A 20,306-nucleotide genomic window follows, 5' to 3' on the forward strand; every position below is an offset into this window, starting at 1 on the left:
ATAACACAAACGAAACGGCTGTCGAAACACAGCCGTTTGCGAAACTTCATTTAGTGATCGCGTGACATCAAATAATCGGCAATTTCCAGCAGCCGGGAAGGGTCCTGGAACCCACCCTCAAGGATCGCATGACGCGCTGCTGCGGTCAATTCCTTGACCTCCGCGCGCGAAGCTTCCAGCCCGATGAAATACGGATAGGTTACTTTTTGCTGCTTGATATCACTGCCGGTTTTTTTGCCCAGCTTGCTCTCATCGCCGATGAGGTCCAGAATATCATCCTGAATCTGGAAGGCCAGGCCAATCTGTGTGCCGAAGCGGCGCAGGGCTTCCAGCTGCTGCTCATTCGCACCGGCGATTCTGCCGCCCGCAAGCAAGGAGAAGATCATCAGATCGCCGGTCTTGTGCAGATGAATGTACTGAAGCTGCTGCAGATCGGTCATTCCCTGCTCGCCTTCCATATCAGCTACCTGACCGCCGACCATACCGCGCGGGCCGGCCATCTCGGCCAGATCCTCCACGATGGACAACACGCGCTCTGCCGGAACCCCATGCTTACGGGAGGCTTGTACCACACTGTAGAACGCATGGGTCAGCAGCGAATCCCCGGCCAGAATGGCCATCGCTTCCCCAAAGACCTTATGGTTCGTCAGCTTGCCGCGCCGGTAATCATCATTATCCATCGCCGGCAGATCGTCATGAATCAGAGAATAGGTATGCACCATTTCAATCGCTGCTGCTACAGGCAGCGCAGCTTCACGGCTGCCGCCCAGCGCCTCGCAGGCAGCGGTGACCAGCAGCGGCCGCAGGCGCTTACCACCAGCTTGCAGTGAGTATTCCATCGACTCTCTTAGGACCCGGGGGACGTCCCACTGCTCCGGTACAACTCCGCTGAGAGCAGCGGCAACCCAGCGGCTAACGTCTGCTATATATTCCTCCAGCGGTTCGCGGCCCTGCGCCGCTGCCGAACCGCCCGATGGCTCAAGCTCAGAATGACTCATCGCTATCGCCTTCCAGCCGGTTGCCGAATGGCTTCTTGCGAAGTTCGCCATCCTCCACAGTGATCATTTCAATCTTGCGTTCCACTTGCTCCAGCTTACTGCCGCATAGCTGCGAGAGCTTCATTCCCTGCTGGAATAAATCAATCGCCTTCTCCAGGGGAACGTCACCGTGTTCAAGCTCACGCACGATACCCTCCAGGCGCTCCATGGCTCCCTCAAAATCCAGTTCAGCTTCCTTCGCCATTCGCTTTGCCATCCTCCTTCATTCCCCATACTTGGCAGTTTAGTTGTCCGTCATTAAGCTTTATGTTGACCACATCGCCAAGCTCTACTTCCTTCAGCGATTTGATTAAATGCTGCTCTTTCTCGTCATACACAAGGCTGTAGCCCCGTGACATGACCTTAAGCGGGCTGAGCGCATCCAGATGGCGCAGCTCTGCCCCGAACCGCGCGCGCTTATCTGCAAGGCGCGCCTGCATGGCCGCCGTCAGCTCACGGGTGAGGCCATCCGTGCGCCGGCGGGCAGCGCTGACGCTGCTAAGCGGATGGAAGCGCTGCAGGCTCTGGTGCAGCAGCGCGCTGCGCCCCTGCGCGCGGCTGTGCCTTGCCTCTGCTGCGCGGAGCAGGGCCGCGCGCAGCATATCCAGCCGCTGCGCGTGCTGGGCCAGCTGCCGGCGGGGGCCGGCCAGCGCCAGCGAGCGCTGCAGCGCAGCGAGGCGTTCGCCGCCGCGCTGTGAGCGGCGCAGCAGCCCTTGGCGCAGCCGCTGCCGGGCCATGCGCAGCTGCCCGGCCAGCTCGGCTGCGCTCGGCACAGCGAGCTCCGCCGCTGCCGTAGGGGTGGCCGCCCGGAGATCGGCGGCGAAATCGGCGATCGTGAAGTCGGTCTCGTGGCCAACGGCCGAGATGACCGGAATCCCGGAGGCCGCAATCGCCCGGGCAACGGCCTCTTCATTGAAGGCCCACAGCTCCTCCAGGGAGCCGCCGCCGCGCCCGACGATCAGCACATCGGCCTCTCCCATGGCATTCAGGTTCTGTATGGCCTGTACAATGGACGGTCCAGCCCCCTTTCCCTGCACTAGTACAGGGTGGAGTACAATCGCAACCTGCGGGTAGCGCCGCTGCAGGGTGATGATGATATCCCTCACAGCCGCTCCTGTCGGGGAGGTCACAACCCCGATGCAGCGCGGGAATTGCGGCAGCGGACGCTTGCGCTCCGCTGCGAACAGGCCTTCCTTCTCCAGCTTGCTCTTCAGCTGCTCGTAAGCCAGATACAGGCTGCCGATTCCGTCAGGCTGCATATGTGTTGCATAGAACTGGTATTGCCCGTCCCGTTCATATACAGTCACATTTCCCCTGGCGATTACCTTCGTGCCTTCCTTCGGCACGAACGGCAGCCGCGAGTTATGCGAAGCGAACATGATGGCTTTGATCCGGCTGCTCTCATCCTTCAGCGTGAAGTACATATGCCCGCTTCCGTGATGGGTGAAATTCGAGATTTCACCGCGAATCCATACGTCGGACAGCAGCACATCCGAATCCAGCTTCATACGGATATATTTGTTAAGCTCCTTGATGGAGTAGATCTGCCGCTCTGCCGCCATAAGTCCGGCCTACTTCAGGCCGCGGCGGCGTTTGGCCGCGATCAGCGTGTTGCTCATCAGCATGGTGATGGTCATCGGTCCAACTCCGCCCGGCACAGGCGTAATGAACCCGGCCACTTCCCGGGCACTCTCATAATCGACATCGCCGGCAAGCTTGCCGGTATCCAGACGGTTCATGCCAACATCAATCACAATCGCACCCGGCTTCACGAACGAAGCATCGATGAAGTTGGCCCGTCCAATCGCTACCACCAGGATATCGGCCTGGCGGCTAAGCTCAGCCATATTCGCTGTGCGCGAGTGGCACATCGTTACTGTGGCATTCTCCCGCTGTAACAGCAGGGATACAGGCTTGCCGACAATATTACTGCGGCCGATCACTACCGCATGCTTGCCGGAAATGTCCGTACCGGTCCGCTTGATTAGTTCAATAACCCCGGCAGGTGTACAGGGAAGCAGACTGTCGTCCCCGATGACGAGGTTCCCCACATTGACCGGGTGGAAGCCGTCCACATCCTTCTCTACCGAGATGGCGTCAATCACAGCCTTCTCTTCAATATGCTTCGGAAGCGGCAGCTGAACGAGGATGCCGTCAATATCGCTGCGGCCGTTCAGGTCCGCCACCAGTGCCAGCAGCTCCTGCTGGGTGGTAGCGGCATCCAGCCGGTGCACCTCGGAATGGAAGCCCAGTTCAATACAAGACTTCTCCTTGTTGCGCACATAGACCTGGGAAGCCGGATCTTCACCGACCAGAACGACAGCCAGACCCGGCTTCACGCCGCGCTCCGCTAAGTCTGCAACCTCCCGGGCAATCCCGATCCGAATGTCGTCCGATACCTGTTTACCGCTGATAATCGCTGCTGTCATGTAAGTCTCTCCCCTATTGTCTATTGAAGGCTTATAAGCCTGTTACTGCCGCATGCTGCTCAACCTGAATCGAATCTGAAGCTGAACTACAGCTCAGCTCTAAGCGTGTCCACATCCTGAATCATTTTGCCGAGAACACCGTTTACGAATTTACCGGAATCCTCTGTGCCGAAATGCTTGGCCAGATCAATCGCCTCATTGACAGACACCTTGGCCGGCACATCGCTGGCGAAGATCATCTCGAAGGTAGCCAGACGCAGAATCTGACGGTCTACACGTGACAAGCGGCTCATCTGCCAGCCCTTAAGATAATGCTCCAGCATATCGTCAATCGCCATTTTGTGCTCCCACACGCCGTTGACATGCGTAACTACATAAGCCTTCAGTTCGATCTCATCCGTAATGACACGCTCGGTTTCGTTCTCATCCGCCGCTTCTTCAATCAGCATGTCAACCGCTTCGGTAACCTCTACATCGTTCATTTCCATCTGGTACAGGCTTTGTACAATAATTTCTCTCGCTAAACGTCTCTTCATGTGTTCCTCCTACGAACTAACCTCTTGTTTTGGTGTTACAGATTACAACGATTATAACCGGACCAGCTTCTATACTACATTTCCTCACATAAACAGCCGCATAGGCTGATATAGGAGCATTTATACCCTTAATTTTCTCAAAAAGCCCACTCCGGGCAATTTATATTGCCTTTTCAGCAAAAAACCGCGCAGCCTTTCTTCCGCAGGTCAGCAACTCAAAGTAACGGGTTCCAGGCTTCCGGGAGAAAGACTATCGCGGTTCATTTGAAGGGACGCCAGCGTCCGGACAGCCGCTCTGCGATCTCCTGCCATTGAAACAGGGGACCCTGCGCGGTATCCTTTCGTTTGCCGAACGTATATCCGATGAACACTACCAGTGCAAAGAACAGCATATCCCAAAAACCGCTAATCAGATAAATCAATCCGAGAAAGACACCGAAGGCAACTCCGGTAATTCTACCCCCGTGACTTTCCCATACTTCTCTCCAGGACATAAGGGAAACTCACCTCTATTCCACTCGACTTTTGAAGCTTGGTGCCTGTGTGAGGTTAGCAATGTATACAGACACATCTGCAACCGGAATTCCGGTTGTCTCCTGTACGAAATCATGTACCTGGCGCTGTACATCCGTAGTAAGCAGCGGCAGTGAATGCTCACCGTCGACGACCGCCCGGATCATAATCTCAAGACCCGCCTGTGAGACACGGATGCGCGATTTCAGGTCGCGGATGCCCTTCACTTTGCCCGCAGCCTTCAGACTCAGGTTCTCAATGGTCTCCATTGAGATCTGAATATCCCCATACTCTGTACGCTGATCCACAGACGGCAGGGAAGCGCGGTCACGGCGCAGGGAGATGTAGAAGAAGCGGATGCTCAGCAGGAACAGAATGACCGCCACCGAGATCGCAGCGATATAGACCGCCGGTCCGTCCGAAATCTCATACTTGTCCGGAATGACACCGCTTAAGAGGAGGATGGCAGTTACAGATAGTATTCCAATGCTTAAGCTGTACAGGAACAGCAGAAGCCTGTCCAGAATTTTGGCCACGAGTCTCACAACCTCCTTAAATTAAGGTAAACCCTCGACGCACTGTCGGGGGTTTATGGAAGAACTGAACCCTTACTTCACGCGGATAACCGCATCCGTGTCCTCGCTCTTGTCAATGCTTGTATTGCTTTTGAACTGCACATCATGGATATGCACGTTCACTTCCACAACGGTCAGACCGGTCATGGTTTCGATGGAACGCTTAACATTGCGCTGAATTTCAGCAGCCACTTCCGGAAGACGGTAGCCGTATTCGATAATTACGGACACATCCACCGCAGCCTCGCGCTGTCCAACCTCAACCTTAACCCCTTTGGACAGGTTCTTGCGTCCGAGAAGCTCCACGATTCCGCCGGCGAAACCGCCGCTCATTCCGGCCACACCTTTCACCTCAACGGTTGCCAAACCGGCGATAACCTCGATCACCTCTGGAGCGATCTGGATTTCACCGATTTCCGTACGTTCAAATTCTGTCGGCAATGTACTCATTTGGACTTCACACCTTTCCAGCAAAAAAGTTGTAGGGGCACTTCAAGCGGGCAGTACGCCTCTTATTAAACATACTATATCATTTGACGAACTTTATGACAAACCATGAGAAGCCGTCCTAAACTTCATACTCCTCAAGGAACTTGATATCGAAGTTCCCGTCCAAAAACACCGGATGCTCCAGCAGTCTCTGGTGGAATGAAATGGTGGTATGTATGCCCTCCACCGCAAATTCAGCCAGTGCACGCTTCATCTTGGCTACAGCCTCTTCCCGGGTCGGTGCCCAGACGATCAGCTTGGCAATCATGGAGTCATAAAAAGGTGAAATGGTATAGCCCGGATACGCCGCGCTGTCGACCCGCACCCCAAATCCGCCCGGTGGCAGATAGAAGCCGATTTTGCCCGGAGACGGCATGAAATTACGCTCAGGGTCCTCGGCATTAATGCGGCATTCAATCGACCAGCCGTTGATCACAATATCCTCCTGGGTGAAGGAGAGGGGATTACCTTCCGCTACTGAGATCATTTCCTTAATGAGATCGACACCGGTGACCATCTCCGTTACCGGATGCTCCACCTGAATCCGTGTATTCATCTCCATGAAATAGAAATGTCCGTCAGGACCCAGCAGGAATTCCAGAGTACCCGCCCCCGAGTAATTAACCGCCAGTGCAGCCCGTACCGCCGCTTGGCCCATCGCATCGCGGACCTCCGGGGTAAGTACCGAGCAAGGCGCTTCTTCGATCAGCTTCTGGCGGCGGCGCTGCACAGAGCAGTCACGCTCGCCCAAGTGGACGACGTTGCCGTGATTATCGGCGATGATCTGAATCTCCACATGCTTCATGCCGGTCAGGAATTTCTCCAAATAGACTCCGGCGTTGCCGAAATTCTTCTGCGCTTCCTGCTGGGCAGCGGTAATCTGCTTCACCAGTGACTCTTCATCCTCGGCGATGCGGATGCCCTTGCCTCCGCCGCCTGCCGTAGCTTTGACGATAAGGGGGTACCCGATATCACGGCCGAGCATCACTGCTTCCTCTAAGTCACCGACAATCCCGTCCGAGCCCGGAATAATCGGAACTCCGGCCAGCTTCATCGTTTCTTTGGCAACAGCCTTGTCGCCCATCCGGGTAATCGCATCCGGAGACGGGCCGATGAAGGTAATGTTACAGGATTCACAGATCTCGGCGAAATCCGCGTTCTCGGCCAGGAAGCCATAGCCGGGGTGAATAGCATCGCATTCCGTCAGCGTGGCAACGCTCATAATATTAGTAAAGTTCAGATAGCTGTCCTTGGCGGGCATCGGTCCGATACAGTACGCCTCATCCGCAAGACGTACATGCAGGGAATCGCGGTCCGGCTCCGAATAGACAGCCACGGTGGCAATACCCAGCTCGCGGCAGGCCCGGATAATGCGGACCGCAATCTCGCCGCGGTTGGCAATCAACACTTTTTGAATGTTCATGCGTTTCCTCCCAAAGTTTAGCGAAGCTTGAAAGCTCCTCTTCATTCTCGCGGCAATTATTCCGCTCTCACCAGAAACAGCGGCTGACCGTATTCCACCAGTTGGCCGTTCTCAACCAGGACAGAGACAATCTCGCCCTTCACTTCGGCTTCCAGCTCATTCATCAGCTTCATCGCTTCAATGATGCAGACCGTAGATTTCTCATTCACCCGGTCTCCGACATTAACAAAGGAAGGCGTCTCCGGTGAAGCGGCACTATAGAAGGTCCCAACCATCGGCGAGACGATTTTATGTAATGCGCCTTCAGCGGAGGTTGCGGGCTGCTGCGCCGCAGCAGGAACTTCACTAACAGCCTGAGGGGCAATAATCTGCGGACTTTGCGGCTGCGGGGCTGGCGTAAAGGGGTAGGTATAAGGAGCCGCCTGAATTACTGTTCCTTCAGCTTCAGAGCGATCCGGTTTACGGATAGCCAGCTTCATACCTTCGCTTTCAATCTCCAGCTCGTGCACGGAGGAAGTCTGGTCCAGCAATTGAATCAATTCCTTAATCTCGCTTAACTTGAACATTGGGTAGTTCACTCCTTCAGCTTTCTCTCGAAGCCATTTTGGGACGCTGGCTGAGCAGGGTACGATATCCGTTCTGACAAGCATACCCGTAACGCGGGTCTGCCCTGTAATTCTCTTGAATCGCTACCTTGTGTAACCGCTGCCTGCGTAATCTTCTTTTTCTATGCATCGATAACTTTATGTATTATATCACAAACGCTAGAAATGGAAAGAGCCTGGGACGCGCCCGGGCTCTTTCGGCATTTTATTCTATTTTCCCTGATTTTATTCAGCCGGCTTACTGCTCCGAGACGTATTGGACCTTAATCTTGTCCTGGGTAACGCTCAGTTCCTTCATTACAAAATCCACGATACCGACCGCCTGCTTCACATCCAGCTTATCGCTAAGCACCACGATCGTGTAGGCGTCACCGGCTTCTTCTTTCACAATGGCCTCACCGTATTTTTGTTGAAGCTTCTCTTCAATCCCGGTGATCTTGGACTCTTTCTCTTCCAGCTTGCTGAGCTGCTCCTGGGCTGCTGCATTCTCAGCCGGTGTCTTATCCATATCGTTAATCAGCGCCAGCAGATCATTGTGATCCTTCAGGTTCTTCTGTTCGCGTTCGTACAGGTAGTTCGTGAACAGGCTGCTCGCCGATACGCTCTGCGAAGCCACTTCATCCAGAATCGCCTCGTCGTCCTTCGCCGGAGTCTTGTCTACAGCGGCTGACGTATCCTTGCTGTCTTTGCTGTCCTTGGTATCCTTGGTGTCCTTATTTTCCTTGGTATCCTTGCTGCCAGCCGTATCCTTACCTTTATCAGCTGTAGTAGTGGCCGCCTTGTCCGTTGCAGCAGTTGTATCCTTGGCAGTGTTACTGCTGTCAGCAACCACACTGCTGTCATCTATCACGGCCGGAGTCGTGCTGTCATCCGTTGCCACTGTCGATGCCGCTTCATCCTTGGTGGTCTTGCTGCTGTCATCCACGGTTCCTACTGCAATTCCTTTGTCCGTGCTGACCTCTTTGATGACAAGTCCGCTGTCCAGCGTAGTCGCAGTTCCGCCGCCCGTTCCGTCTTTTATAGTGTCCACCTGGATGCTGCCTGCAGTTTCTTTGGGGATGGGAGCCCCCGTATCTTCCGTGAACAGATAATATGCAGAGAGCACTACCATCAAACTGAGCATAGAAACCAGCCAAATCGTTTGTCTTTTGCCCTTCATTGTTTATACCTCCTATAATTTTGTTGCCAGCCCTCTTGTCGTCTGTGCCCGTGTGTATCGTACAAGCCTCTTCTGTTAAAGCATATGCCGGGGTTGCCGGAGACATGCCTATTCCTGCTTGCGCGGGACAACAGAAATCCGGTAGACCGGTACGTTAAGCCCTTTTTCAACCGCCTGCTCAATCAGACTGCGCACGACCTTGTTCTCTGCCCCTTTGGCGACCACCAGCACTCCCCTTACCTGAGGCTTCACCCGCTTGGTGATGATCGGAGCCTCATTCCCTGACTGGCTGTAAGTGACGATCTGGCCGTCCCTGGTGTACTGGGTGGTATGGCGTTTACCGCCGCTGGCATCTGTTTCTTCACTTTGCTGCTGCGAGTCGTTCATATTGCGCTGCACGATAATCTCCTCTGTGGAATCTACGGTGACCATGATATCCACAGTACCGACCCCCACGATTTTCTCCAGAATCTCCTTCGTGCGGTTCTCCATCGCCAGTTCGATGCTGTCAAAAGAATTCGCGCTCCCGGTCTCCTGCTGCAGGACTGTCTGCGAGGTCCCGCTGTCCGGCGGTTCACGCCCTGTGTTCTCGTTGTCCAGCTTCTTCACATTCACGAAGGAGTTGAACAGCATAATTGCAACACCCAGCAGGCCGATAATGATTAGCCATCGGAAGGTGTGGCTGCGCTTCGGGCTGCCGTTGCCGCCTCCGGCCCACTGCTCCAGCTTTTTCAGCCAATTGCCCATTGATTTCCCTCCTTCAATTATGATTTCACGGTACCGCCCCCGCTGCTTTGCACCTTGATCAAAGCGGGGTCCAGGTTCCAGTTCTTCTCCAGCAGCTGGATAATTGTTCCGGCTTCTTCCGCCTGGGTCTCCTGCACTCCCTCAGTGCCGCTCCCGGAAGAGGAGGACGCCGGAGCCGAACCACCACCTGAGGATGACGCTTCCTGCGCTTCACCATCTCCCCCGCTGCCTTCCAGGCTGACCTGGACCGGCTCCACAGGGTTAATCTGTATCGGCCCGGCTGACGGGAGGGATGATGCGCCCCCACCCTGGACAGCGCCTCCAGAGGCGCTCTGCTCCGGCGGAAGCGCTACTGTGACCGAGGAGATCAGCGGCACCTCCTCGCCGAGCGGCGCATTTGGATTCGGGCCCATGGCCAGGGCCACCGTTACCTTCACCCCGCCGAGCCCGGTGCTCCCGGCAATTTGGTCGCGCATCTGGCCGGCGATTTCCTCGGCAGCCAGCTTCAGGCTCTGGTCGCGGGCTCCGGCAGCCAGCATCCGCCCGTCCGCCAGAATCTTGTCCAGCGAATCCGGTGCACCCTCCGCTCTGTTCAGCAGCCCCCCGCTTCTTTCCTGCTGCTGCATCGCCACGGTCAGCTCCTTGCTGGCATCCCCTTTCAGCAGAGAGATTATCGGGCTTAGCATTGTCAGCAGAACCAGCAGGCTGAGCACCAGTCTGGCGTAGCGTTCCATGGATTTGCTGGGCAGCAGCATCTCCACGAATGCAGCCATCAGCACGACGAGAATCAGCTCATGGAGCCAACTGCTGAGCCAGGACATGGCGCACCTCCTTGTCATTTCGTTCTAGCGCATCATTACGGTCACATTGCCCGCAGTCAGCATAATGGTTACTGCCAGGAAGAACATCAGCGAGACGGCGGCCAGCGCCGCGAAGACATAAATCATGCTTTTGCCGATCGTCTGCAGGCAGGTCACAATCGGTGTCTCGCCCAGCGGCTGCATGACAGCGGCGGCCAGATTGTAGATCAGGGCGAGGATCAGAATTTTGATTGCCGGGAACGCACACAGGAAGAGGATAATGATCACTCCCGACAGCCCGATGGCGTTCTTCACCAGCAGTGAGGCCGAGATGACCGTGTCGGTGGCATCCGCGAACATTTTACCGATCACCGGCACGAAATTCCCTGTAATATATTTGGCCGCGCGTATGGTCACTCCGTCTGTAACCGAGCTGGTAATCCCCCGGACGGAGATCACGCCGAGGAACACCGTCAGCAGCACCCCGAGCAGCCCGGCCCCGATATTGCGCAGCAGATTCGCCAGATGGGTCAGCTTGTATTTCTCCGACATGGCGCTCACCAGATGCAGCACCGCCGAGAAGAACAGCAGCGGGAAGACCAGCGTATGAATCAGCGTGCCTACGGTATGGATCATGAATACGATCAGCGGATGGGTCACCGACACCGTGACGATATTGCCCATTGAGGCCAGCAGCGCGAACAGCAGCGGAATCATAGCCATCATGAAGTCGATCATCCGGTCGATGGCATCCTTGGCATAGCCGATAGCGACATTGAAGCTGTTAACGGCGATGACCAGCACCACCATGTAGCAGAGCATATAAGCAATCTTGCTGACAGATTTCCGTTCAAAAGCGGTCTGAAGCGTCTCCAGAATCATACTCAGCACACTGATCATCACAATCGTGACCAGCAGCTTGCCGTTGTATAGCACCTCATGCCACATGAAGTTCATCAGGCCGGACAATACGCTTTTGAAGCTTAAGCCCTTATCTCCCGGCAGCAGCATATCCATCAAGGAAGGTGTCCGTCCCTCCGGGAAAAATCCCCCGTAATCCTTCATCAGCTGGTCCCAGTAAGACTCGACTTTGTCTTTTGGCAGATGCTCCACCTGCCCTTTCACCCACTGGTCAACAGGAGATGCCAGACCTCCGCTGCCGCCTGTAGCCGGAGCTGAAGGAACAGGGGACCCGCTTGCAGTACTTGCCACACTTCCCGCGCTTGCAGCATTCGCAACACTTGCCGCACTTGCCGTGCTTCCACACAGCAGAAGCAGCTGGAGCACCAGCAACAGGGCTGGCAGAAGCAGGAGCGCCTTTCCCCCTTTTGGCGGCCGAAAAATACTATGCTCCTGCATTCCCCTCACCTCCGCTCTACTCCAACTTGTCCGGCATGTCCGCTGTATCAGGCTGGCAGCAGCTTCATGACCGTTTCAATAATAATGCTGATAATCGGAACAGCCAGCACCATGATCAGCACCTTGCCGGCCAGCTCAATCTTGGAAGCAATCGATTCCTGCCCGGCATCCCTCACGATCTGCGCCCCGAATTCCGCAATATAGGAGATGCCGATGATTTTGAACACCGTTTTGATGTGGATCATTTCCATCCCGGAGGACTCCGCCACCCGCTCCAGCGTACCGAGAATCGTTCCGATCTTGCCGATCAGGAACAGGAAGATCAGGATGCCGGCCGCAGTGGTCAGCAGGAAGGCGAATACCGGCTTTTGTTCCTTCAGGACGAGGATAAGGACCGTCGCCAAGATGCCGATTCCCACAATCTGAATGATTTCCATAACCTCAGCCTATTGAAAAAGAAAAATCGTTTTGATTTCCTGCAGCAGCCCATCCAGCATCCGGATGACCATGAACAGGACGATGATAAAGCCGACAATCGTTACCCAGTGGGCGATATCCTCTTTGCCCATCTGCTTAAGCACCGTATGGATCATGGCGATAATGATGCCGATGCCGGCAATCTGAAAGATCGCGTTGACTTCAATATTCATTCCTGGCACCTCGCTAAAAGATCAAAATGACGATCAATGCTCCAAGCAGCAGACCCAGGCTTTTACTCACCTTCTCATACTTGCCCTGATCTTCTCTGGCCGCTGTCTCCTCCTGCTTCAATTGCTGTAAAGCCAGTGCAATATGCGTGCTCTGATTCGGACGGTCACTGGTTCCGAGCGTGCAGCTTAGCTGCCGGATGATCTCCTTCTCCGTGCCCCGCAGCGATGCGCTGCTCCAGTGGGCTTCCATCGCCCGCCGGATGGCCTCTTCCGCACTGTAGTTATACGGCGGGTTCATCTCCTCCGCCGCCGTAAGGAAGAAGGCCCGCAGCGGCTCCTTTGTCTGCATTCCAATCCGGCGCAGCGCCTCCGGCAGCGGCGTGTAGCCGTACTGGATCTCGGTCTCTAGCCGCTGGAGCGCTGCAATCAAGGCCCGGATATGTCTCGGCCGGTCGGCATACTGGGCCGCCCGCTTGAAGCCGGCCAGGGTTCCCGCCAGCACGATCATTACCGCGCCAAGCAGCTTAAGCATGGCGGTCACCCCCTGACACCGGCTGCTGCTCCGGCGAGACCAGCAGCAGACCCCGCTTCTGGGCGTCCAGAATGCGGAAGGACAAGCCAGAGGCTCCGCGGTGCAGTATCACATACCGCTCGAACATCCGGTGCTCCAGCAGCCCGCCAAGTCCGGGCCGCCGGGCAAGCTCGGACACTTCCTTGCCGTGCGCAGAAGCAACCACCGAGATCCCGGCGTGCAGCGCCTCGGTCACCGCCTCTGCGTCCTCCATGCGGCCGATTTCATCGGCGATCAGCACATCGGGCGACAAGGAGCGGATCATCATCATCATGCCCTCCGCCTTGGGGCAGCCGTCCAGAATGTCCGTGCGCGGCCCGACATCGAAGGCCGGAATTCCCCGGCGGCTGCCTGCGATCTCAGAGCGTTCGTCGACGATGCCGACCTTCAGCCCCGGCCGGCTGCCTTCCCGGCCGCCGCTTGTACCTGCCGACAGCTGCCTGGCCAGATCGCGCAGCAGCGTGGTCTTGCCATGCTGCGGCGGGGACAGAATCAGCGTATGCATCACACGCTGCCGCCCCCGGTCCAGCAGATACGGCAGTACGCCGTCGGCGATGCCGTGCACCTCACGGGCAATCCGCACGTTGAAGCCGGTAATATCACGCAGATGCTCCACGCCGCCCCCGCTCAGCACCGTCCGGCCGCAGAGACCGATCCGGTGTCCGCCGGGAATCGTGATGAAGCCCTTGCGCAGCTCCTCTTCCATCGTATAGAGGGAATGATTGCTGATGAGGTCCAGCAGCCGGTGCGTATCCTCCCGGTCCGGCCGGTAAGCCTCGCCGGGAAGCTGGGTCAGGGTGCCGCCGGCACCGATGAAATGATACTTGCCGGAATAGTTGATCTCTAGCGGCCGTCCCTCACGGACGCGAATCTCCTCCACCTTGTCCAGGAGCGCAGCGGGGAGGCCGCCGAGCAGCGCTCTTACTTTTTCGGGAAACAACAAAAGCCAGTCATTTGCCATACCAGGTACCCCCAAGCTGTCCTCTACTAAATAGCTTTATCTCATATTTATGCTTGTACTTATGCTTTATGCCTATCATCTATCATTTCTTGAGAATCCCGAATAAGAGAATAGCCACCCCGCAGCCAATCCAGCCGAGCTTCCCCCAGGACAGCTGCTCAGCCATCCCTGTAAGGCCCACAGCCGTGGTCAGAATGAGAATCGTAGGGCCGACAAGCGCCAGTCCCGAATTGACAGCCAGTGCCTTATCCACCTGATTCAGCTTCAGCATAATCAAAGCCGCCGCAATTTCTACACTGCCAGACAGCAGCCGCAGGGCCGACATCCAGCTTACATACTTGTCCAAATATCCCATCTCCCTTTTCCAAATCTATGGGCCCGCCCGCCATTTCACTGCAAATCAAACAAGCTGTTATCCATGGATATGCGGAAGGGGGTGACTTTAGACAAGAAGAAATGGGGATACTAGCACAGATTTCAGGAGGTGTGAAAGATATCATAGTGCCGCCCTCCATAAAAAAATATCATCGGTATGATAAAATTAATTTTTCCGCATCCAAAGATAACTGAGCAAAGAAGGGGATCACAATCATGCAAGTTCGTAATTTCGTAGTACCGCTTGTATCAGGAACGATAGGCAGACAGGTAAAAGAGGTAGCTATTATTGTATTTTCAGCCTTTCTGGTAGCAGCCGGGCTCCGCCTGTTCCTGATTCCGCATCAGCTGCTCAGCGGCGGTGTAGCCGGGACAGCTTCCATCATCGGGTATTTGACCCATCCAAAGTATATTTCGTTGTATTATTTCGCCATCAATCTCCCGATCCTGATCTGGGGCTTCGTCGCCGTGGGCAAAAAGTACATCTGCTATAGCATGCTGTCTGTACTCTCCACCACCTGGTTCCTGAACGTGATCCCTGTGGTGAAGCTTACCAAGGACCCGATTCTGGCCAGTATCTTCGGCGGGGTGATTATTGCGGGAGGGGTTGGCTTCTCTCTGCGGGCGGGAGGATCTTCCGGGGGCTTCGACATTCTCGGCTCCATCATCACCCGCAAGCGGGATATTCCCATGGGGACGGTGCTGTTCGTAATGGACGGTCTCGTCATTCTGTGTCTGGGCTTCTTCAAAAGCTGGGATTCCGCGCTGTACGCGATGCTCTGTATCTTCGTCAAAAGCCGGGTGGTGGACATGATCCACATCCGCCATATCAAGCTGACCTGCTTCATCGTCACGAAGGAGCGCGAGAAAATGCTGAACCGGCTGACCAGTCTGCCGCACGGCATCACGGTTGTGAACGCCGAGGGCGGATACAGTCACGAAGGCAATACGATGCTGATGACCGTAACCACCCGCTATGAGCTGGCAGATCTGCGCAAGACGATTCTGGAGACCGATCCGAAATCCTTCGTTAACGTGCTGGAGACCGTGGAGATTATGGGCAGGTTCCGGCGGCTAAGCTAAGCAGGAGCGAGCTTGCTGCCGCCCGCCGGAGCGTCAGGCAAGTAACATATTTTGCGGCAAAAGAAAAGAGTGCTGTTCTCCGCTTTTGCGGGTAACAGCACTCTTTTTAACTTAAGATTAAGGGAGCGGTTGTTCACTGTGTCTTTATCTTATACATAAACCGCTTTACGACGCTTACGTCGGTACAGATCCGGCTCATTTAGCTTATCGTCAGTATAATGTATTCGGTTTTTGACATACATTCAGCCCGCCTAGCCTGTCGCAGGCCTAATGTATTCGGTTTTTGACATACATTCGGCCGTTTAGCCTGTCGTAGGCATAATGTATTCGGTTTTTGACATACATTCGGCCGTCTAGCCTGTCGTAGGCGTACTGTATTCGGTTTTTGACATACATTCGGCCGTCTAGCCTGTCGTAGGCGTAATGTATTCGGTTTTTGACATACATTCGGACCGCCTAGCCTTTTTCGGGCATGTACAGGACTTTCCCTAATCCGAAGAGGACTCCCCAGCCGCCATACGCCGAACAGGGATGCCCGCCAGCCTTCCGGCTGAAGAACATCCGCGATGTATTGTTGTAACTAACTATCCAGCGGCTTAGCGGCGGTCCTGTGGACCTCCAACGAAGGCTTGCTCTTGTGTATCCAGGTTATAGGCGGTATGCAGCGCCTGGATGATCTGCTGCAGGTTGCCGGATTCAATCACACAGGATACCTTGATCTCGGAAGTGCTCACCATCTTGATGCTCACGCCTTCATTCGAGATCACCTCGAACATTTTGGCGGCAACCCCCGGGTGGCTGACCATCCCGGCGCCGACAATCGACACCTTGACCAGACTGTCCTCGGAAGTCACTTCACGGTAAGGCAATACGCTGTGCAGCCCTTCGATGACCTCTTTGGCCTTCACAAGATCTCCAAGCGCTACAGTGAAGGAGAAGTCAGCCGTCTTGTTCTGCACTCCGCTCTGCACGATAATATCGACATCCACACCTTCATCGGCCAGCTTGCCGAATACCTGGGCGAGTACCCCCGGCACATCTGGAACTCCCAGAATACTGATCCGGGCCACATTTTTATCATAGGCAATTCCGCTAACTACTACACCTTGCTCCATGCTTGCTTCCTCCTTCACCACAGTACCTTCATTATGGTTAAAGCTTGATCTTACGACCAGCTTCACTTGATATCGTTTGGCATATTCCACGGCACGCGGATGCAGTACGGCTGCCCCGAGATTCGCCAGCTCCAGCATCTCGTCATAGGAGATTTCCTTCAGCTTGCGCGCCGTCTTCACAATCCGCGGGTCAGTAGAGTAGATTCCGTCTACATCGGTATAAATCTCGCAGACATCCGCCTTGATGGCTGCAGCCAGCGCAACCGCTGTCGTATCTGAGCCTCCTCGGCCCAGCGTAGTGATCTCGCCATCCAGCGTCATGCCCTGGAAGCCAGCTACAATCACAATCTGCTCCCGCTCCAGCGACTCCAGCACCCGGCGCGGAACAATCTCACTGATCCGTGCCCGGCCGTGGGTCTCATCGGTGCGGAACCCGGCCTGCCAGCCTGTATAGGATACGGCATTCCGGCCGATCCCGTGAAGCGCGATCGACAGAAGCGCTACGGAGATCTGCTCCCCTGTAGTCATCAGCATATCCATCTCGCGTGCGGGGGGCTGACCGTTCAGCTGATTCGCCTGATCGATCAGATCATCTGTGGTATCTCCCATAGCGGAGACCACCACAACGCAGCGATGTCCTTCATCCTGCTTGGCTGCGATCCGCCCGGCGACCCGCTTCATACGTTCAATGTCGCCGACGGAGCTGCCCCCGAATTTCATGACATAAAGTGACAAAGTTCCATTCACTCCCTATTTCGCTCTAAAGTAGCTTAAATTTTGGTTAATGCTTTAACACAGTATAATACGAAAATCATAACATGCGTTAATGGTTTCACAAAATAAAATGCCCATTTTTGATGAACCCGGCCTTAACCCCGAACCCGCACGGCCGGAATCAGGTGCACTAATGCTCCTCATTCGCTCATCCAGCCCGCTTCGGCCCAATTCAGGGGCACTAGTGCACCTAATTACTCTCATCCAGCCCGCTCCGGCCCAATTCAGGGGCACTAATGCTCCTCATTCGCTCGTCCAGTCCGCTCCGGCCCAATTCAGGGGCACTAATGCTCCTCATTCGCTCATCCAGCCCGCTCCGGCCCAATTCAGGGGCACTAATGCTCCTCATTCGCTCGTCCAGTCCGTTTCGGCCCAATTCAGGTGCACTAATGCTCCTCATTCGCTCATCCAGCCCGTTTCGGCCCAATTCAGGTGCACTAATGCTCCTCATTCGCTCATCCAGCCCGCTTCGGCTCAATTCTGATGCACTAGTGCACCTCATTACTCTTTCACTCCACATTCCGCCCCACCGGAGACGTCCGTCAGAGGGTTTTATCCCTTTGTTTCCCATTATGCCGTACGCTTTCTGCAAATCTAAGGAATTTATCCCTTTAATCCCCCCGTTCAGCTAACATTCCGCTGAATCAGAGGGATTTATCCCTTTCAACATTTTCATCCCCTTTCCCTTCACTTCTTCCTTCTCTCCCAGCCTGACACAGCAAAAAGACCTCCGCCGCATCAAGCGGGGAGGTCCTCAAGTTACATCTGAAATCCAAAAAGGCTCTACGCGCGGGAGATATATTTACCTTCGCGGGTATCGACCAGAAGAACATCTCCTTCATTGATGAACAGCGGTACCTGGACCGTATGACCGGTCTCCAGAACAGCGGCTTTGGTCGCGCCTTGAGCCGTGTTGCCCTTCACGCCCGGTTCGGTCTCAGTTACCTTCAGCTCTACGCTGGTCGGCAGGTTGATCCCGAGGATTTCGCCCTGGTAGCTGACGATATTCACGGTCATGTTCTCTCTGAGGAAGTTAAGCTCCCATTCAAGCTGCTTGGCTGTCAATTCGAACTGGTCATAAGTCTCGTTGTCCATAAACACATGTTCAGAGCCGCTTGCATACAGGTACTGTACGCCACGGTTCTCGATGATGGCGCGGCCAATGGTTTCACCGGCACGGAACGTGCGCTCAACCGTATTGCCGTTACGCAGGTTCTTCAGCTTGGAGCGGACGAAGGCTGCGCCTTTACCCGGCTTCACGTGCTGGAAATCTAGGACGGTGAAGATGTCCCCTTCTACTTCTACGGTCAGGCCTGTCTTAAAATCGTTAACTGAAATCACAAAAAATCCCTCCTGGAATCCATAAATGAACTGAATGATAGTGTCTTACAGTACCAAATAATCCTTCGATGAATGTGTCAGCAGCATGATGCCGCTCTCGGTAATGACAATATCATCTTCAATCCGTACGCCGCCAAGGCCCGAGAGATAGATTCCCGGTTCTACAGTGACAACCATCCCCGGCTGGATGACTTCATCTGCCAGCTTGGACAAGCGCGGCCATTCATGTACTTCCATCCCGAGACCATGGCCTGTGCTGTGGCCGAAGTATTCACCATACCCGTAGCGGGTGATGATATCTCGGGCCAGGGCATCACATTCACGGCCGGTCATGCCGGGCTTGATATGCGCCAGCGTATGAAGCTGCGCTTCAAGCACAATATCGTAGATCTCCTTCAGCTTAGGGTCCGGTGATCCCAGAGCAATCGTGCGGGTCACATCGGAGCAGTAACCGTCCAGGAGCGCGCCGAAATCGAAAGTGACGAATTCGTTGTTCCCGATAACCTTGCTGCTCGCTACACCATGCGGCATAGCTGAACGCTCACCGGAAGCGACGATTGTATCGAACGAAGACGAAGTTGCACCATGCGTACGCATGTAGAATTCCATTTCCAGATCGACATCGCGTTCCGTCATGCCCGGCTTGATCACATTCAGGATATGACTGAAGGTGGCGTCTGCCAGATCGGCAGCCCGCTGCATCACAGCCAGCTCTTCCTCGTCCTTGAACATGCGCAGGTTCTCAACAGCCTTCGATACCGGTACCATGGCTGCCGGGGCAAGAGCCTCCGCATAAGCGGTGTACGCACTGAAGGTCACATCATCCTGCTCGAAGCCGACACGGACTTGTCCGCCCTTCGGCAGCAGTTCCCGCACGGTGTCAATGAATTTCGAGTCATGCTGTACCACCTTGAGGCCATTCACCTGTTCCGAGGCCTGTGTCATATACCGGAAGTCCGTCAGCAGATAACTGTCATCACCGGTAACCAGTACGTACCCGGAGGAGCCGGTGAACCCACTCAAATAGCGGCGGTTATATCCGTTGGTAATTAACATCGCATCCAGTCCCAGTTCCTGCAGAACCTTACGCAGCTTGGAGACGCGCTTGTTGCCCATTTTCATTCTCCTCTCGAAATAGCCACATTGTATTTTACCATAGCGGCAGGCCAACTGAGAAGTTTTTTCGAAGGGCCTAGGCCAGCTTCGTCTGCTGTTCGCGTTTGCGTTCATCCGTATACTCGATTGCCGCTGTATATCCGATGAATAATCCCCAGAGCAGGAAGAGACAGAATTCGCTGATCACCGTGTCCCACGGCAGCTTGAACGGCGGCTGGAGCAGGAATAAGCGCGAGCAAGCCAGGAACAGGACCGACCACCACAGCACCCCGTATATCATCCCAGGCCAAGGTCCGTTAAGCTTCCGGAGAATAAACACGTAGATCAGGGAAGCTAATACGGAGAGTACAATGAAGCATAAATATCCGAGCAGATGCCCGGCAGGGGTCAGCAGAAATTCATGCTTGAAAAAAGGCTCCGCCAAAAATCCCGGAATGACCTTAGTGAAGTGCAGAACATACATCAGCCAGTGCAATCCTCCCCAGATTAAACCGGCGAAATAACCCAGTTCAATGGAGAAATAAAAAGGATTCGTCTGGACACTCTTAGGCTTGCTTGAAGAACTCATAGAGCTCCCTCTCTTTCGGTATGGGGTTAATCCGGTTTCCACTCCGCTCTCTACAGCTAGTATGTACAGCTAACGGCAAT

The 20,306-nt window shown here is 55.0% G+C and carries 24 protein-coding genes; 1 reads left to right on the plus strand and 23 read right to left on the minus strand.

The window, feature by feature from the left end; all coding sequences use genetic code 11:
• Positions 1-50: 50 nt before the first annotated feature.
• From NST69_RS20130 to NST69_RS20220, 19 genes are all read right to left on the minus strand, one after another.
• Positions 51-998, minus strand: coding sequence for a polyprenyl synthetase family protein (locus NST69_RS20130; RefSeq protein WP_209871149.1), 948 nt, complete (start codon positions 996-998; stop codon positions 51-53).
• On the minus strand, positions 985-1,242 hold the full coding sequence (xseB, locus tag NST69_RS20135) for an exodeoxyribonuclease VII small subunit (RefSeq protein WP_036731943.1): 258 nt from the start codon (positions 1,240-1,242) through the stop codon (positions 985-987). Before xseB ends, NST69_RS20130 begins: the two co-directional genes overlap by 14 nt.
• Entirely contained in the window at positions 1,226-2,599 is a 1,374-nt protein-coding gene (xseA, locus tag NST69_RS20140; RefSeq protein WP_340979755.1) for an exodeoxyribonuclease VII large subunit, read from the minus strand. The genes xseB and xseA overlap by 17 nt, the downstream gene beginning before the upstream one ends.
• A 9-nt stretch (positions 2,600-2,608) precedes the next feature.
• The gene (gene folD / locus NST69_RS20145; protein WP_036698383.1) at positions 2,609-3,466 is read right to left on the minus strand and encodes a bifunctional methylenetetrahydrofolate dehydrogenase/methenyltetrahydrofolate cyclohydrolase FolD; all 858 of its coding nucleotides are present in this window, start codon (positions 3,464-3,466) and stop codon (positions 2,609-2,611) included.
• Between the two features lie 86 nt (positions 3,467-3,552).
• Positions 3,553-4,002, minus strand: coding sequence for a transcription antitermination factor NusB (gene nusB / locus NST69_RS20150; protein ID WP_036698385.1), 450 nt, complete (start codon positions 4,000-4,002; stop codon positions 3,553-3,555).
• A gap of 260 nt (positions 4,003-4,262) precedes the next feature.
• Complete coding sequence (locus NST69_RS20155; protein WP_036698387.1) at positions 4,263-4,496, minus strand: DUF2273 domain-containing protein; 234 nt, start codon at positions 4,494-4,496, stop codon at positions 4,263-4,265.
• Between the two features lie 15 nt (positions 4,497-4,511).
• Positions 4,512-5,051, minus strand: coding sequence for an alkaline shock response membrane anchor protein AmaP (gene amaP, locus NST69_RS20160; protein ID WP_036698389.1), 540 nt, complete (start codon positions 5,049-5,051; stop codon positions 4,512-4,514).
• A gap of 72 nt (positions 5,052-5,123) precedes the next feature.
• On the minus strand, positions 5,124-5,540 hold the full coding sequence (locus tag NST69_RS20165; protein ID WP_036698392.1) for an Asp23/Gls24 family envelope stress response protein: 417 nt from the start codon (positions 5,538-5,540) through the stop codon (positions 5,124-5,126).
• Positions 5,541-5,658: 118 nt separating this feature from the next.
• Positions 5,659-7,002: an acetyl-CoA carboxylase biotin carboxylase subunit gene (gene accC / locus NST69_RS20170; RefSeq protein ID WP_342546973.1), complete on the minus strand. Its 1,344-nt coding sequence runs from the start codon at positions 7,000-7,002 to the stop codon at positions 5,659-5,661.
• 56 nt (positions 7,003-7,058) lie between these two features.
• On the minus strand, positions 7,059-7,568 hold the full coding sequence (gene accB / locus NST69_RS20175; RefSeq protein ID WP_036698397.1) for an acetyl-CoA carboxylase biotin carboxyl carrier protein: 510 nt from the start codon (positions 7,566-7,568) through the stop codon (positions 7,059-7,061).
• Positions 7,569-7,845: 277 nt separating this feature from the next.
• Positions 7,846-8,766 (minus strand): SpoIIIAH-like family protein, encoded by a 921-nt coding sequence (locus tag NST69_RS20180; RefSeq protein WP_076079901.1) that lies wholly within the window; start codon positions 8,764-8,766, stop codon positions 7,846-7,848.
• A gap of 108 nt (positions 8,767-8,874) precedes the next feature.
• Complete coding sequence (spoIIIAG, locus tag NST69_RS20185) at positions 8,875-9,513, minus strand: stage III sporulation protein AG (RefSeq protein ID WP_036731930.1); 639 nt, start codon at positions 9,511-9,513, stop codon at positions 8,875-8,877.
• Positions 9,514-9,530: 17 nt separating this feature from the next.
• Positions 9,531-10,334, minus strand: coding sequence for a stage III sporulation protein AF (gene spoIIIAF, locus NST69_RS20190; RefSeq protein WP_339249525.1), 804 nt, complete (start codon positions 10,332-10,334; stop codon positions 9,531-9,533).
• A gap of 24 nt (positions 10,335-10,358) precedes the next feature.
• On the minus strand, positions 10,359-11,672 hold the full coding sequence (gene spoIIIAE, locus NST69_RS20195) for a stage III sporulation protein AE (protein WP_339249526.1): 1,314 nt from the start codon (positions 11,670-11,672) through the stop codon (positions 10,359-10,361).
• Between the two features lie 47 nt (positions 11,673-11,719).
• Positions 11,720-12,109 (minus strand): stage III sporulation protein AD, encoded by a 390-nt coding sequence (spoIIIAD, locus tag NST69_RS20200; RefSeq protein WP_036698407.1) that lies wholly within the window; start codon positions 12,107-12,109, stop codon positions 11,720-11,722.
• 9 nt (positions 12,110-12,118) lie between these two features.
• Positions 12,119-12,322, minus strand: coding sequence for a stage III sporulation protein AC (spoIIIAC, locus tag NST69_RS20205; RefSeq protein WP_020426549.1), 204 nt, complete (start codon positions 12,320-12,322; stop codon positions 12,119-12,121).
• A gap of 13 nt (positions 12,323-12,335) precedes the next feature.
• Entirely contained in the window at positions 12,336-12,854 is a 519-nt protein-coding gene (gene spoIIIAB, locus NST69_RS20210; protein ID WP_339310478.1) for a stage III sporulation protein SpoIIIAB, read from the minus strand.
• The gene (spoIIIAA, locus tag NST69_RS20215) at positions 12,847-13,854 is read right to left on the minus strand and encodes a stage III sporulation protein AA (protein ID WP_339249531.1); all 1,008 of its coding nucleotides are present in this window, start codon (positions 13,852-13,854) and stop codon (positions 12,847-12,849) included. The genes spoIIIAB and spoIIIAA overlap by 8 nt, the downstream gene beginning before the upstream one ends.
• An 82-nt stretch (positions 13,855-13,936) precedes the next feature.
• A complete protein-coding gene (locus NST69_RS20220; RefSeq protein ID WP_076079974.1) occupies positions 13,937-14,179 on the minus strand; it encodes a YqhV family protein in 243 nt (80 codons plus the stop codon).
• 266 nt (positions 14,180-14,445) lie between these two features.
• On the opposite strand from NST69_RS20220, the gene NST69_RS20225 reads away from it, so the two are divergent.
• Positions 14,446-15,312 carry a YitT family protein gene (locus NST69_RS20225; RefSeq protein WP_209871170.1) on the plus strand — a complete coding sequence of 289 codons (867 nt, stop codon included), beginning with the start codon at positions 14,446-14,448 and terminating at the stop codon, positions 15,310-15,312.
• 596 nt (positions 15,313-15,908) lie between these two features.
• Here NST69_RS20225 and NST69_RS20230 read toward each other — a convergent pair.
• The 4 genes from NST69_RS20230 to NST69_RS20245 form a co-directional block, all read right to left on the minus strand.
• Complete coding sequence (locus NST69_RS20230) at positions 15,909-17,162, minus strand: aspartate kinase (RefSeq protein ID WP_036731918.1); 1,254 nt, start codon at positions 17,160-17,162, stop codon at positions 15,909-15,911.
• 822 nt (positions 17,163-17,984) lie between these two features.
• Positions 17,985-18,542 (minus strand): elongation factor P, encoded by a 558-nt coding sequence (gene efp, locus NST69_RS20235; protein ID WP_036731916.1) that lies wholly within the window; start codon positions 18,540-18,542, stop codon positions 17,985-17,987.
• Positions 18,543-18,587: 45 nt separating this feature from the next.
• Positions 18,588-19,658: a Xaa-Pro peptidase family protein gene (locus NST69_RS20240; protein WP_342546974.1), complete on the minus strand. Its 1,071-nt coding sequence runs from the start codon at positions 19,656-19,658 to the stop codon at positions 18,588-18,590.
• A 76-nt stretch (positions 19,659-19,734) separates the two neighbouring features.
• Positions 19,735-20,226, minus strand: a complete 492-nt coding sequence (locus NST69_RS20245) for a YqhR family membrane protein (RefSeq protein WP_342546975.1) — start codon at positions 20,224-20,226, stop codon at positions 19,735-19,737.
• Positions 20,227-20,306: the final 80 nt, after the last annotated feature.

It is taken from the genome of Paenibacillus sp. FSL P2-0089 (assembly GCF_038595095.1).
Lineage (GTDB): Bacteria > Bacillota > Bacilli > Paenibacillales > Paenibacillaceae > Paenibacillus_AQ > Paenibacillus_AQ silagei.